This window comes from Paracoccus sp. N5 (assembly GCF_000371965.1).
Classification (GTDB): domain Bacteria; phylum Pseudomonadota; class Alphaproteobacteria; order Rhodobacterales; family Rhodobacteraceae; genus Paracoccus.
Genome location: NZ_AQUO01000001.1, coordinates 1,941,855 through 1,955,817, shown reverse-complemented (window position 1 = coordinate 1,955,817; position 13,963 = coordinate 1,941,855). Strand labels below are relative to the sequence as shown.

Genomic DNA, 13,963 nt, shown 5'->3' with positions numbered 1-13,963 from the left:
CGCTCAGTTCAGGCCGGCCTGCAGCGGATAATGGCCGTCGCGGAATTCGCCGAACATCTCGGTGACCTCGGGATGTTCCAGCGGCTCGCCCGACTGGTCCGGCATCAGGTTCTGCTCCGAGACATAGGCGACGTAATAGGTCGCCTCGGTCTCGGCATAAAGATGATAGAAGGGCTGGTTGCGCGACGGGCGCGATTCCTCGGGAATGGATTCGTACCATTCCTCGGTATTGGCGAATTCCGGGTCCACGTCGAAGATCACCCCGCGAAAGGGATGTTCGCGGTGGCGCACCACCTGGCCCAGACTGTATTTCGCCGATTTGGCCGGAATCCGCATCACATCATTCCCGTTTGGCGGGGCTCATACAGCCAGCCGGCGCCCCTGTCCACCTGCCGGGCGCGGATTGCGGCGCATGCGGCAGTTTCGCATGACCCGGGATGACGACGCAAATCCGCAAAAGGTCTAGCGCGCCGGCAGCGCCTCGCCCGGCTCCAGCGCCACGGTGGAAAGCGACATCTTCGCCGAGCCCTGCTTCACCTGGTCGGCATGGGCCAGATAGACCAGCACCTGGTTCTTCTCGTCATAGATCCGCTTGACGCGCAGCGACTTGAAGATCAGCGAACGCGAGGCGCTGAACACATCCTCGCCCTTGGGCCCGCGGCGGATGTCGCCGATCTTGATCGGCCCGGTGCGCGCGCATTCGATGGCCGAGTTCGACGGATCCTCGAACCAGTTGCCCTGGCTGAGCCGGTCGATCACCGAGCGGTCGAAATAGGCCAGGTGGCAGGTCACGCCCTGCACATCGGGATCGGCGATGGCCTCGATGATGATGTCGTTGCCGACCCAGTCGACCCCGACCTGGCCGACCACGTCGGCCATGGCCGGCGTGACGGCCAGCGCCGCCGCGGCGATCCATTTCAGCATCCTGACCTCCGACTGCCGTTGCCGCTTGCACCATGGCAAGCCGGCGGCGGACGCGCAAGACCGTGCCCCCGGACCTGACGTTCAGACCCGTCCGTTCCCGCGCGGATTGCTTCACGCGCGGTCGAGAGACTCGCGAAGTCCAGAATGCACCTCCGCTTTCCCCGTGTCCCAGCACGGAAAACCGCCCCATCTGTGGAGAAGGCGCGAGCGGCGCCGGTCTGCCGGCTCGGGCTTGGTCGGCCCCTCAATGCGCCCTGCCCGGATTCAGGGCCCTCGGCGCGATCCCGGGCCTTTTGCCCGAAGGCAATGTGGCTCTGCGCCAGCGATGAATGTCGCCAACCGGATTAAGTTCTCCGGCAGCGGGGTTTCAGCCTGGGCGCCGGACTGCAAGGCAGGCCAGATCGGATGAAGCAATCCGTTGATCGCCACTGCGCGGAACGGGCCAGCCTGAGCGTCAGGTCCGACCCGGGTGGGCCGGTCCGAAGAAGGCTTCGACCATCGTATTGTCATCGGCTTTCTTGGCCCCTGACCGAGATCGTGGATGACGCGCTTGCGAAGCAGCGCCTGGTCCTCGACAGAGTAGGATGCGACCCGCGGGGGATGCGGGATTGCGCGCTGCGAGGGCACGCCGCAAGCCTGCCACCACGAGATCGCTCCTCGATCGGTTAGTAGGACCCCGGCCCGAGCCATGGCGCCGTCTGGCTCTGGTCCCGCAGCAAAGGCCGAGCGCCCGGAGCGACCGCGAGAGCAAAGATCCCGCTGCTGTCCGGATGTGGAAAATACCCGCACGCCCTCCCCTGCTCTGGTCCGGGCAGCGCCGGGACTGCACCTGCAAGCTGACCGACTTTCGGCGGGACCAGGCTCATGGACCACGGGCCGAGTATCGGGCATCTACTGCTGGCCGAAAGCTGACCGACCTGCGGCGGGTCCGTCGACCTGCTGCACCACGAGAAGGAGCCGGGCGGTCCGAGGCGAATCCGGCTTGTCCCGGCGCTCACCGCCGCAATCGCAACGAACAGCCAAGGATAGCGCAGGCATGCGAGGGCAAATGGTCTTCCTGCCGCCTGGAGTGCGAAGCGATTCCCCCTATGGCCGGGAGAGGCGGTTTGCGCCCGGACCCATCGCGGTTCCAGCCCGCCGCAGGACGATGGCAGGCCCCCGCCTCACACCGTCTTCAGCCGGCTTTCGATCAGCAGGTCGGCCTCGTCCAGGATCGGATGCGCGACCGAGACGATATGCGCGTTCACCCGCTTCAGGTCGCGCAGGATGTCGAGATGCAGCGACGAGGTCTGCTGGCTATCCTCGCGCCCCTCGCGCAGCCGCATCAGGTGGCGCTGCGCCGACAGGCGCTCCAGCCGGCGGATCTCGACCTTTTCCTCCATCAGCTGCCGGGCTAGGTCGCGGTCGCGGGTCATGAACACGGTCTGCGCCACGCGCAGGTTCTCGATCGTCATCAGGAACAGCCCGTCGAGCTCGCGATAGCCCTCCTCGGAAAAGCGTAGCGCCAGGCCCGCCTTCTTGCGGATCTCGGGCGCAAGGCCCTTGTCGATGATGTCGCCGACATGCTCGAGGTTGATGACGTAGTCGAGGATGGTGATGGCCTGGCGCCGCTCATCCTCGCCCGCCTCGCGGCCCAGGCGCGACAGGAAGCCCTTCACCTCCTGCTGCATGCGGTCGACCCGGTCCTCGAGCACGCGGACCTCGGCCAAGGGCGCGTCGTCGCCACGCGCGAATGCGGTGCGGGCCTGCTGCAGCATGCGCTCGACCACGTCGCCGATGGCAAGCGCGGCGCGGCTGGCGCGGGCCAGGGCCACGGCGGGCGCATCCAGCGCCGAGCCGTCCAGAAGCTGCGCCTCGATCGGCGGGGTTTGCTCGGGCTCGGGCATCAGGATGGCGGTCAGCCGGGTCAGCAGCCCGGCAAAGGGCCAGATCGCCGCCGCCAGTGCCAGGTTGAAGGCCAGATGCGCCTCGACCGCCAGCCCGGTTTCGGGCAGCGGCAGCGCGGTCAGCAGCGCCGCCGCCTGGCCGGCGAGCGGCAGCGCCAGCAGGCAGCCGATGCCGCGCACGATCAGGTTGCCCAGGGCCACCCGCCGCGCCGCCACCCCCTGCCCCGCGGTCGCGAGCAGCGGCGGAATCGCCCCGCCCAGGTTCGCGCCCAGCACCAGCACCACCGTCAGCGCCGGCGCCATGCCCAGGGACAGCACCAGCATCACCACCGCCAGCGAGGACGAACAGACCACCGCCAGCCCGGCCGCGAAGGCCAGCGCCACCGGCCAGGCATCGCCCAGCATGGCCAGGAACGCGGCCATGGCCGCCGAATCGCGCAAGGGTTCGGTCGCCCCGGTCAGCAGCGACAGCGACAGCAGCATCAGCGCGATGCCGATCAGCGCCAGCCCGGCCCCCGACCATGTCCGCTGGTCGCGCCGGCGCAGGACATGGCCCAGCAGCAGCAGCGCCGGCACCAGCGCCTCGATCCCCGAGGCGACGATCCAGGCGGTCAGCGCCGTGCCAAGGTTGGCGCCCAGCAGCACGACCTGGGCCATCTTGGCCCGGATCATGCCGCGATCCACGAAAGAGGCCGTCATCAGCGCCGTCGCGGTCGAGCTTTGCAGCCCCAGCGTGGCAAGCAGCCCCGAGACGAAGGCCCGCAGCCCGGTCCCGGTGCCCCGCCCCAATGCCACCTTCAGCTTCATCCCGAAGGCGCGCAGCATGCCGTCGCGCACCAGCCCAAGGCCGAACAGCAACAGCGCCACGGCACCCGCCAGCTGAAGGATCACGGATAGGGACTGCACGGCGCCTCGCCTCCTGGCGTCGGCGAAGGGGCCGGCGCCTGAATGTCATGATAACGTCATATTTGGCCCCTGCCCGGCCTGCGTCAATGGATGCCCTTGATTTTAGGGATTTCACGCCTGCGCGATGGCCGCAGCGCCACAGGATCAGGCAGCGGCCAGGGGCGCGCGCCCGGTATCGGTCAGCAGGTGCAGGCCGGTCTCGTCGAAGACCACCACGCTCAGCGGCCCGCCATGGCCGGCGCCGGTGTCGATGGCCAGGCGATTGCCGAAATGCGTGACCCGCTCGACCACGGTATGGCCATGCACGACCAGCGGGCCGTGGTCGCGGGCGTCGTCAAGAAAGCCCTTGCGGATCCAGACCAGATCCTGCTCGGTCTGCCGCGCCAGGTCGACGCCCGGGCGGATGCCGGCATGGACGAACAGCGCCTGCGGGGTCAGGTGCCACAGCGGCAGCGCCTCGAGCCAGCGCAGATGCGCCTGCGGCACCCGGTCCAGCACCGCGGCGTGGGTGCCGGCGCGGTCGCCGAGCGTGATCCCATAGGAGGCCAGCGTCTGCGCCGCGCCCAGCGTCTCATGATCCAGCCAGTGCCGCCCCGAGGCCAGCCCGGCGTCGATCCAGTCCGGCTCGGTGGCAAAGCGCGGCAGGAAGCGGTCGTGATTGCCCTTCAGCACGATCCAGGGCCGGCCCTCGGCCTGGCCCTGCATCAGGTAGTCGATGACGCCGCGGGAATCGGGGCCGCGATCCACCAGATCGCCGACATGGACCAGCTGCGAGACGCCGCCCCGCGCCGCGTCGTCGCGGGCGATGCGCGCATGCGCCTGTTGCAGCAGGCTCAGCTGGCCGTGGATGTCCCCGATGGCATAGGTCCGCATGGCGCCTCCTGAAAGCCGAACCCCCGGGAACCATGCCCCGGGGGTTCGCAAGGTTCAAACCTCGAATTGCAGCGGCCGCACCTGCAGGAACTTGCCGGTGGCGCGCAGCGCCTCGACCGCCTCGGGCGCCATCGCCTCGTCCAGGTAGAGAATGGCAATGGCGTCGTCGCCGGCATGGGTCCGGCCCAGGGTGAAGTTGGCGATGTTCACGCCCAGGTCGCCCAGGGTCATGCCCAGCGCGCCGATCACGCCAGGCACGTCCTTGTTGCGGGTATAGAGCATATGCGCGCCGATCTCGGCATCGACGTTGATGCCGCGGATCTGGATGAAGCGCGGCTTGCCGTCGCTGAACACCGTGCCGGCGATCGAGCGTTCGCGGCGGTCGGTCACCATGGTCACCTTGATATAGCCGTCGAAGACGCCCGTCTTGGCCTGGGTCGTGGTCTGCAGCTGCACGCCGCGCTCGGCCGCCATCACGGGCGCCGAGACCATGTTCACATCCGGGTTCGTCGCCTTCATCACCCCGGCGATCACCGCGGCATTCAGCGCCTTCAGGTTCATCTCGGCGACCGAGCCGTCGTAGAGCACGTTGATCGCCTTGATCGGCTCATCGGTCATCTGGCCGATGAAGGTGCCCAGATGCCCGGCCAGCTTCAGCCACGGCCCCATGGTCGCGGCCTCCTCGGCGGTGACCGAGGGCATGTTCAGCGCGTTCTGCACCGCGCCGGTCAGCAGGTAATCCGACATCTGCTCGGCGACCTGCAGGGCCACGTTCTCCTGCGCCTCGGTGGTCGAGGCGCCCAGATGCGGCGTCACCACCACATTGGGCAGGCCGAAGAGCGGGCTTTCGGTCGCGGGCTCGACGGCAAAGACGTCCAGCGCCGCCCCGGCGACATGGCCCGACTTCAGCAGTTCGGCCAGCGCCGCCTCGTCGATCAGCCCGCCCCGCGCGGCGTTGACGATGCGCACGCCCTTCTTGGTCTTGGCCAGGTTCTCGCGCGACAGGATGTTCCTGGTCTTCTCGGTCAGCGGCACATGCAGGGTGATGAAATCGGCCTTGGCCAGCAGCTCGTCCAGCTCGACCTTCTTCACGCCCAGCTCCTTGGCCCGCTCCTCGGACAGGAAGGGGTCATAGGCCAAGACCTTCATCTTCAGTCCCAGCGCCCGGTCGATGACGATCGAGCCGATATTGCCCGCGCCGATGATGCCGAGCGTCTTGTTGAAGACCTCGACGCCCATGAAGCGGTTCTTCTCCCACTTGCCCTCATGGGTCGAAACGCTGGCCTCGGGCAGCTGCCGCGCCACCGCGAACATCAGCGCGATGGCATGTTCGGCCGTGGTCACCGAGTTGCCGAAGGGCGTGTTCATCACGATGACGCCCTTCTTCGAGGCGGCCGGGATATCGACATTGTCGACGCCGATGCCGGCGCGGCCGATCACCTTCAGCCTGGTGGCATTCTCCAGCAGCTTCGCCGTCACCTTGGTGGCCGAGCGAATGGCCAGCCCGTCATACTGACCGATCACCTCGGCCAGCTTCTCCTTGTCCTTGCCGAGATCCGGCAGGTAATCCACCTCGACGCCGCGATCGCGAAAGATCTGCACGGCGGTTTCCGACAGCTTGTCCGAAACAAGAACCTTGGGCATCTTCTCTATCCTCTTGGATATGCGGGAACAGCCGGGGCCCCGCCGGCCCCGCGCGATGTTTCTTTCTTGTCCAAATATCCCGGGGTCCGGGGCAGAGCCCCGGTCCGGCAGGTCAGGCCAGGGCGGCCTGCGCCTCGATCTCGGCCTCGAAGGCATACTCGATCCAGGGCATCAGCGCCGCCACATCCGAGGCCTCGACGGTCGAGCCGCACCAGATGCGCAGCCCGGGGGGTGCATCGCGATACGCGCCGGCGTCCAGCGCCACGCCTTCCTTCTCCAGCCGCTTGGCGACGGCCTTGGCGAAAGCCGCGCCGTCCTTGATGCGCGGATCGGTGAATTTCAGGCAGACCGAGGTGGTCGAGGCGGTGGCCGGATCCTCGGCCAGGTCGGCGATCCAGTCGCGGGTGGCGATGAAGTCGCGCACGGCCCTGGCATTGGCCTCGGCCCGCGCGATCAGCGCCTTGCGGCCGCCCAGGGCTTGCGCCCATTTCAGCGCCACCAGGTAATCCTCGACACACAGCATCGAGGGCGTGTTGATGGTCTCGCCCTTGAAGATGCCCTCGATCAGCTTGCCGCCCTTGGTCATGCGGAAGATCTTCGGCAGCGGCCAGGCGGGGGTATGGCTCTCCAGCCGCTCGACGGCGCGCGGGCTCAGGATCAGGATGCCATGCGCACCCTCGCCGCCCAGCACCTTCTGCCAGCTGAAGGTCACCACGTCGAGCTTGTCGAAGGGCAGCTCCATCGCGAAGGCGGCCGAGGTCGCGTCGCAGATGGTCAGCCCGGCGCGGTCGGCCGGAATGGCGTCGCCGTTCGGCACCCGCACGCCCGAGGTGGTGCCGTTCCAGGTGAAGACCACGTCATTGTCGAAATCGACCTCGGCGAAATCCACGATCTTGCCGTAATCGGCCTTGCGGACCACCGCATCCAGCTTCAGCTGCTTGACCACGTCGGTGACCCAGCCCTCGCCGAAGCTTTCCCAGGCCAGCATCTCGACCTTGCGCGCGCCCAAGAGCGACCACAGCGCCATCTCGACCGCGCCGGTGTCCGAGGCCGGCACGATGCCGATGCGGTAATCGGCCGGCACGTCCAGGACCGCGCGGGTCAACTCGATGGCTTCGGCCAGCTTGGCCTTGCCCACGGCGGCACGATGCGAACGGCCCAGCGGCGCATCGGCAAGCATGTCCAGCGAAAATTGGGGGATCTTGGCGCAGGGGCCCGAGGAAAAGCGCGGATTGACCGGACGCGCGGCCGGAGCAGTCATGCTCATTCTGAATAGCCTTCCAGCTAGATAGCGCCGCGTTGGGGCGGCGTGTCCCACGGAGGGCTCTACAGCCCGGCACGGATTCCCGCAAGAAGAAATTGCAAGCCCTGGATGCGACAGATCCATGGCACGAATCCGACCGATTGATCCGCCGCCGCGCTTTGGCTAGTGCTGCCCGGAACGACCGCCGAAACGAACCGCCGAAGGGGCAGCCATGTTCACCGTCACCGTCCTTGCCGCCCCCGATCGCGCCGACCTGACCGCGGCCATGGTCGATGCCCTGCGCAGCCGCTGGGACGCCGGCCACACGATCTGGCTCGATGACCGCATCGCCGCCGAATTCCCGGTCGAGGCGCCGCCGGCCGATTTCTGGGACGCCTGGGAAAGCCTTCAGGTACAGGGCTTCGACCTGGCCGTCCAGCCGACGCGCGGCCGGCGCAAGGCGGTGCTGCTCGCCGACATGGATTCGACCATGATCCAGCAGGAATGCATCGACGAGCTCGCGGATTTCGCCGGCGTCGGCGAACGCGTCGCCGCCATCACCGCCGCCGCGATGAACGGAGAGCTGAACTTCCACGAATCGCTGATCGCCCGCGTCGGCCTGCTGGCCGGCCTGCCCGAATCGGTCATCGGCGAGGTGCTGGACAGCCGCATCACCCTGGCCCCCGGCGGGCGCACCCTGGTCGCGACCATGCGGGCGCAGGGGGCCCACAGCGCGCTGGTCTCGGGCGGCTTCACCGTCTTCACCGGCCCGGTCTCGACCGCGCTCGGCTTCGACGAGCATCGCGCCAACACGCTGCTCGCCGAGGAAGGCGTGCTGACCGGCCATGTCAGCCTGCCGGTGCTGGGCCGCGAGGCCAAGGTCGAGGCACTGGAACAGATCACCGCCGCCCGCGGCCTGACCCCGGCCGATGCGCTGGCGGTGGGCGACGGCGCCAACGACCTCGGCATGCTGCAACTGGCGGGCATGGGCGTCGCGCTGCATGCCAAGCCCGTGGTCGCGGCGCAGGTCGACCTGCGCATCAACCACGGCGACCTGACGGCGCTTCTGTATCTGCAGGGCTACGCGGCCGAAGAATTCGTCCGCTGACCGCGCGCCGCCGTCCTGCACCACGCCCCGGGCGAAATGCGGCTCTGCAACCATCACGAACTTGCGATCATGACCGTTCGGTGACAGAAGCATAGGATGAATTCCCGCCTCAAAGCCCTGTCCGTGCATCTCTTGACCGCCACCGGCGCGGTCCTGTCGATGCTTGCCTTGCTGGCCGCGGCCAATGCGGAATGGTCGAAGATGTTCTTCTGGCTGGTGATCGCGCTGATCGTCGACGGCGTCGACGGCCCGCTGGCGCGCCGCTACCACGTCAAGAAGAACTGGCCGACCTATGACGGGGTGTTGATGGACCTGATCATCGACTACCTGACCTATGTCTTCATCCCGGCTTACGCGCTCTTCATGTCGGGCCTGCTGCCCGGCTGGACCGGCTGGATCGCCATCATCGCCATCACCTATGGCAGCGTGATCTATTTCGTCGATACCCGCATGAAGACCAAGGACAATTCCTTCGCCGGCTTTCCGGCCTGCTGGAACATGGTGGTGCTGGTGCTCTTCGCGCTCAAGCCGAACTTCTGGGTCATCCTGCTGATCGTGGTGGCGCTGGCGGTGACCATGTTCACCAACGTCAAGTTCATCCACCCGGTGCGGACCGAGCGCTGGCGGCTGATCTCGCTGCCGGTCTGCGCGGCCTGGGTCGGCTTCGCGGTCTGGGCGGTGCTGGTCGATTTCCACCCGCAAAGCGTGGCGCGCTGGGGGCTTCTCTTGACCTCGCTCTGGCTGATGTTCGCGGGCCTCGCGCAGCAGCTGACCGAGAAGCGGGCTTGATCGCCGGGCGTTTTGCCCGGAATGTGCGCCCCGGAAAACCGGCCGGAGGGGGAACGATGTTCGCAAGATTGATGCAGGCGGCGGCCGCGGCCGCGCTTCTCGCCACGCCGGCCATGGCCGCGCAGGACGCGATCACGCTGGCCATGGTGCTGGAGCCGCCGAATCTCGACCCGACCGGAGGCGCCGCCGCCGCCATCGACGAGGTGGTCTATGCGAACCTCTTCGAGGGCCTGACCCGCATCGGCCCCGATGGCAGCGTCAAGCCCGGCCTCGCCGAACGCTGGGAAACGGCGGACGGCAAGACCTATACCTTCCACCTGCGCCCGGGCGTCAGCTTTCACGACGGCAGCGGTTTCGACGCGCAGGACGTGATCTTTTCGCTGGACCGCGCCCGCGCGCCCGACAGCACCAACGCCCAGAAGGCCCTGTTCGAGGGCATCGAGACAGTCGAGGCGCTGGACCCGCAGACCGTCCGCATCACGCTGAAGGCCCCGGACGGCGGCTTTCCCTTCAAGCTGGCCTGGGGCGACGCGGTCATGGTGGACGAGGCGAATATCAAGGACATCGCCACCCATCCCGTCGGCACCGGCCCGTTTCAATTCGGTGAATGGAAACAGGGCGACCATATCCGGCTCGACGCCTTCGACGGCTATTGGGGCGCGAAGCCGGCGCTGAAGACCGCAACCTTCCGCTTCATCGGCGACCCGACGGCGGCCTTCGCGGCGATGATGGCTGGCGACGTGGACGCCTTCCCGATCTATCCCGCGCCCGAAACGCTGGCGCAGCTGCAAGCCGATCCGCGCTTCAAGGTGCTGGTCGGCACCACCGAGGGCGAGACCATCCTCGCCATGAACCACAAGACCGCGGCCCTCTCCGACAAGCGCGTGCGCGAGGCCATCGCCCATGCCGTCAACCGCCAGGAGCTGATCGACGGCGCCATGTTCGGCTATGGCACCCCGATCGGCACGCATTTCGCGCCGCACAACCCCGATTACCTCGACCTGACGGCGCAATCGCAATACGACCCCGCGCTGTCGAAGAAGCTGCTGGCCGAGGCCGGGGCGGAAAACCTGACCCTGCGCCTTGCGCTGCCGCCCACGCCCTATGCCCGCCGCGGCGGCGAGATCCTGGCGGCCGAGCTGCGCGCCGTCGGCATCCAGACCACGACCACCAACATGGAATGGGCGCAGTGGCTGGAACAGGTGTTCAAGAATGCCGATTACGACCTGACGATCATCAGCCATGTCGAGCCGATGGACATCGGCATCTACGGCCGCGAAGGCTATTACTTCAACTATGCCAACCCCGATTTCAACGCGGTGATGGCACAGCTCGACGCCGCCACCGACCCGGCGGAACGCGCGACGCTGCTGAAGCAGGCGCAGAAGATCATCGCCGAGGACTACGCCAACGCCTACCTGTTCCAGCTGGCGAAAACCGGCGTCGCCAAGGCCGAGATCGAGGGCCTGTGGGAAAACGCCCCGATGCCCGCCAACGACCTCACCGCGGTGCATTGGCGGGACTGAGCCCTTCACTGTTTCACAAATACCCGACAGCAACGGCGCCACCGGCGCCCGCGCTTCAGTTCTTCAGCACCAGGCAGCGCCCGCCGACGCCGCGCAACCGGTTGCAGAAGGCATAGGCCTCGGTCTTCGAGGAATAGCCGATCTGCGCGGTATAGACCTTCCTCGGCCCGCCCGAGATCTTGCGGCGCACGTAGCTGACCCGCTTGCCGCCCAGGATCGGCCGCAACTGCCGGTTCAAGCGCGAGACCTGGGCCGAGACCCCCGACTGGCTGGGGTGGGTGGCCACGATCACGCCCCAGGGCCAGGGATGCTCGGGCGTGTTGAACTCGCGCAGCTTGCGCTTGCCGGCCAGGTCGATGCAGGCCTCGCGGAAGCTGCGCTGCTTGTCCAGCCGGATGTCCAGCACCTTGGGCGGGCTTTCGCGCCAGCTTGCGGCGGTCAGGCCGGTGATGGCCTGGACATAATCCTGCGTCTCCCAGGGCAGGCTGCCGCCCTGGGCCAAGTAGCGCGCGGCGCGGTTCTCGCCGCCGTTATAGGCCACGGCGGCCATGCCGACGCTGCCGAAACCGTCGGTCAGCTTGCGCAGGTAGCGGGCGCTGGCCTCGATGGCCTTGGCCGGGTTGAACGGGTCGTCAAGCCCGACCATCTCGGCCGTGCCGGGCATGAACTGGGCGATGCCCATGGCGCCGACCGGGCTGATCGCGCCCGGCTCGAACAGGCTTTCCTTCCACAAAAGCCGGGCAAAGAAATGCGGGTCGAGCCCGTGCCGCCCCGCCGCCCGCTCGATCGCCATGCAGACATCGGGGACATAGGTCGCGACCGAAATGCAGAACGTGCCGTCATCGGTGCAGCGCAGCCGGTCCGAGACGCGCGGCGCCTTCAGCCCGTGCACCGCATCCACCGCCTCATAGGCCAGGGCGGGGCTCAGGACGGACAGCAGGAGGGCGACAAGGACCGGAACCAGACGGCGCATCGGAAACTCGAAACGAGGAAGGCTGCGCCCCAGATAGCAGGCAAGGCGCGGCTTGGGAACCGCGCCCGCGCGCTCATTCGGCCTTCTTGCCCTTGGCCTTGCCGGGCTTGCCGGAACCCTTGGCCCCAGTCCCTGCCCCCGTCCCTGCCCCGGCTTTGCCCGCGGCCTTGGCCCCGGCAGGTTTCGCGGGCGTATCTCCGCCCTGCCCGGCCAGTTTCGCGGCCTTGCGCGCGGCCTGCTTCTCGGCCTTGCGGGCGGCTTGGCGTTCGGATTTCTCCGCCTCCCTGACGCGCTTCTTCTCGGCCTGCTCGGCCTCCTTCAGCCGCTTCTTCTCGGCCTTGTCCGCCTTGTCGGCGCGCGCGGCCGCAGGGGCCGGCGCGGCAGCGGCGCCGGCCTCGGGGCCCGCATCCGCGCGGCGGCGCTTCTCGGCGGCGATGCGCTGCACCGCCTTGGCCAGCGTCTTGCGCATCGGCTCGTCGGCGGCGGCCTCTTTCATGGCGCGCAGCTCGCGCTGCAACCCGGTCAGCGCCGCCGGCTCCAGCAGGCGCAGCGTGGCGGCCTGGGTCTGGGTCACGATGGCGTCGAGATCCCGCGATGCGGCCGGACTCTGATCGGAAACGGTCATGGCATCCTCCTGAAACACGCCTTGCGCGCGGAACCTGCCACGCGGCGCTGCGGCTTGCCAGCGCGAAACGCCCCGGCCTTGCGGACCGGGGCGTCGGGTGGGACATCGCCGGCGACGGGCGGTTACTGCGCGGCTTCGGCGGTCTCGACCGCGCCGCCGGCCGGGGCCAGATAGCCGTTCGGCTGCTCGACCAGCGGCCCCTCCAGCGCCAGGCTTTCGGCGCGGGTGCGGACCTTGACCGGGGTGCCACTGGGGATCTCGTTGAACAGGTCCATGATGTCCTGGTTGAACAGCCGGATGCAGCCGGCCGAGGTGGCCTTGCCGATCGAGGACGGGTCCATGGTGCCGTGGATGCGATACATGGTGTCGCGGCCGCCGCGATAAAGATAGAGCGCGCGCGAGCCCAGCGGGTTGTCGACCCCGCCCGACAGGCCGCCCTTCAGCGGGCCGTAAAGCTCGGGCTGGGTGCGGACCATGTTGGCGGTGGGCGTCCAGCTGGGCCAGGCCTGCTTGCGGCCGATGGTGGCATTGCCCTGGAAGTTCTTGCCGGCCTGGCCGACTGCGACGCCATAGCGCATGGCCTGACCATTGCCCTGCACGTGATAGAGGAAACGCGCATAGGGATCGACGACGATGGTGCCGGCGGCCTCGGGACCGTTATAGGCGACCTGCTGGCGGCGGTTGCGGTCGGTCAGATAGGCGGGGCGGACGGCGTGGATCTCGATCGGCTGGCCGCTCGGGCCCTCGTCGGTGCGGGCGCCATAGGGGCCCATGTCGACGGGCGCGGAGGCCGGGGTCTGCGGAGTGGGCGCGCAGGCGGCAAGGCCAAGGCCCAGGGCCAGCATCAGCGGTGCAAGGCGCATCGGTATTTCCCTTCGTAACGAGCCCCGTCCCGGCAAGGGACGCGGCCGTGGCAGCGTGACATTGCGTCGCGGTCGCACCGGCACCGAGCAGCAGGCCAGACACGATCTTGACACGATTCGGATCGAACCATCAGCCTTCGCGGGCCGTCCGTCGTCAAGTGGCCGGCCTTTTCGCGGACGCAATCGTTACCGGACTGTTGCCAAATCGCGCGCCATCAGCGGGTTGCAGGCGGGTGGCGGAACCTGCGCGGCGCGATCGGCGTTTTCCCGCCAGACCGGCTTTCCGCCGCTGCGGCGCGAAACCGCAAGCCATGCAAAGGAAGCGTTCCCATGACCTTGACCGCTCTGCTCATCACCCTCATCATCGGCGCGATCGCCGGCTGGCTGGCCGGGCTGATCGTCAAGGGCCACGGCCAGGGCCTGCTGATGAACATCGTCGTCGGCATCGTCGGCGCGGTGATCGCCGGCTGGCTGTTTCCGATGCTGGGCATCGGCATGGCCGCCTCGGCCCCGATCCTGGGCACGATCATCTTCGCCACCATCGGCGCGGTGATCCTGCTGGCCGTGATCTCGCTGATCCAGCGCGCCTGACCTGCGGCAGAA

The 13,963-nt window shown here is 68.0% G+C and carries 13 protein-coding genes; 4 read left to right on the top strand and 9 right to left on the bottom strand.

Going from position 1 to position 13,963, the window contains the following annotated elements; all coding sequences use genetic code 11:
* Positions 1 to 3: 3 nt before the first annotated feature.
* The 6 genes from hspQ to PARN5_RS0109860 form a co-directional block, all read right to left on the bottom strand.
* A complete protein-coding gene (gene hspQ, locus PARN5_RS0109885) occupies positions 4 to 336 on the bottom strand; it encodes a heat shock protein HspQ (protein ID WP_017999613.1) in 333 nt (110 codons plus the stop codon).
* A 126-nt stretch (positions 337 to 462) separates the two neighbouring features.
* On the bottom strand, positions 463 to 924 hold the full coding sequence (locus PARN5_RS0109880; RefSeq protein WP_017999612.1) for a CreA family protein: 462 nt from the start codon (positions 922 to 924) through the stop codon (positions 463 to 465).
* A gap of 1,163 nt (positions 925 to 2,087) precedes the next feature.
* On the bottom strand, positions 2,088 to 3,716 hold the full coding sequence (locus tag PARN5_RS0109875) for a Na/Pi cotransporter family protein (RefSeq protein WP_026155318.1): 1,629 nt from the start codon (positions 3,714 to 3,716) through the stop codon (positions 2,088 to 2,090).
* Between the two features lie 144 nt (positions 3,717 to 3,860).
* Positions 3,861 to 4,589 carry a metallophosphoesterase gene (locus tag PARN5_RS0109870; protein ID WP_017999610.1) on the bottom strand — a complete coding sequence of 243 codons (729 nt, stop codon included), beginning with the start codon at positions 4,587 to 4,589 and terminating at the stop codon, positions 3,861 to 3,863.
* Positions 4,590 to 4,643: 54 nt separating this feature from the next.
* Positions 4,644 to 6,233, bottom strand: coding sequence for a phosphoglycerate dehydrogenase (gene serA, locus PARN5_RS0109865; RefSeq protein WP_017999609.1), 1,590 nt, complete (start codon positions 6,231 to 6,233; stop codon positions 4,644 to 4,646).
* A gap of 112 nt (positions 6,234 to 6,345) precedes the next feature.
* Positions 6,346 to 7,500 (bottom strand): phosphoserine transaminase, encoded by a 1,155-nt coding sequence (locus tag PARN5_RS0109860; protein ID WP_017999608.1) that lies wholly within the window; start codon positions 7,498 to 7,500, stop codon positions 6,346 to 6,348.
* Between the two features lie 208 nt (positions 7,501 to 7,708).
* Here PARN5_RS0109860 and serB point away from each other — a divergent pair, with 208 nt between their 5' ends.
* The 3 genes from serB to PARN5_RS0109845 all read left to right on the top strand — a co-directional run bounded on the left by serB (position 7,709) and on the right by PARN5_RS0109845 (position 10,899).
* Positions 7,709 to 8,584: a phosphoserine phosphatase SerB gene (serB, locus tag PARN5_RS0109855; RefSeq protein ID WP_017999607.1), complete on the top strand. Its 876-nt coding sequence runs from the start codon at positions 7,709 to 7,711 to the stop codon at positions 8,582 to 8,584.
* 96 nt (positions 8,585 to 8,680) lie between these two features.
* Positions 8,681 to 9,373: a CDP-alcohol phosphatidyltransferase family protein gene (locus PARN5_RS0109850; RefSeq protein ID WP_017999606.1), complete on the top strand. Its 693-nt coding sequence runs from the start codon at positions 8,681 to 8,683 to the stop codon at positions 9,371 to 9,373.
* Between the two features lie 56 nt (positions 9,374 to 9,429).
* Entirely contained in the window at positions 9,430 to 10,899 is a 1,470-nt protein-coding gene (locus PARN5_RS0109845; RefSeq protein WP_026155317.1) for an ABC transporter substrate-binding protein, read from the top strand.
* 55 nt (positions 10,900 to 10,954) lie between these two features.
* Here PARN5_RS0109845 and PARN5_RS0109840 read toward each other — a convergent pair whose 3' ends face one another.
* From PARN5_RS0109840 to PARN5_RS21900, 3 genes are all read right to left on the bottom strand, one after another.
* Positions 10,955 to 11,872 carry a lytic transglycosylase domain-containing protein gene (locus PARN5_RS0109840; RefSeq protein WP_017999604.1) on the bottom strand — a complete coding sequence of 306 codons (918 nt, stop codon included), beginning with the start codon at positions 11,870 to 11,872 and terminating at the stop codon, positions 10,955 to 10,957.
* A gap of 73 nt (positions 11,873 to 11,945) precedes the next feature.
* Complete coding sequence (locus tag PARN5_RS0109835; protein ID WP_036744590.1) at positions 11,946 to 12,497, bottom strand: hypothetical protein; 552 nt, start codon at positions 12,495 to 12,497, stop codon at positions 11,946 to 11,948.
* A 122-nt stretch (positions 12,498 to 12,619) separates the two neighbouring features.
* Positions 12,620 to 13,360, bottom strand: coding sequence for a L,D-transpeptidase (locus PARN5_RS21900; protein WP_017999602.1), 741 nt, complete (start codon positions 13,358 to 13,360; stop codon positions 12,620 to 12,622).
* Between the two features lie 330 nt (positions 13,361 to 13,690).
* On the opposite strand from PARN5_RS21900, the gene PARN5_RS0109825 reads away from it, so the two are divergent.
* On the top strand, positions 13,691 to 13,951 hold the full coding sequence (locus tag PARN5_RS0109825; protein ID WP_017999601.1) for a GlsB/YeaQ/YmgE family stress response membrane protein: 261 nt from the start codon (positions 13,691 to 13,693) through the stop codon (positions 13,949 to 13,951).
* Positions 13,952 to 13,963 lie beyond the last annotated feature (12 nt).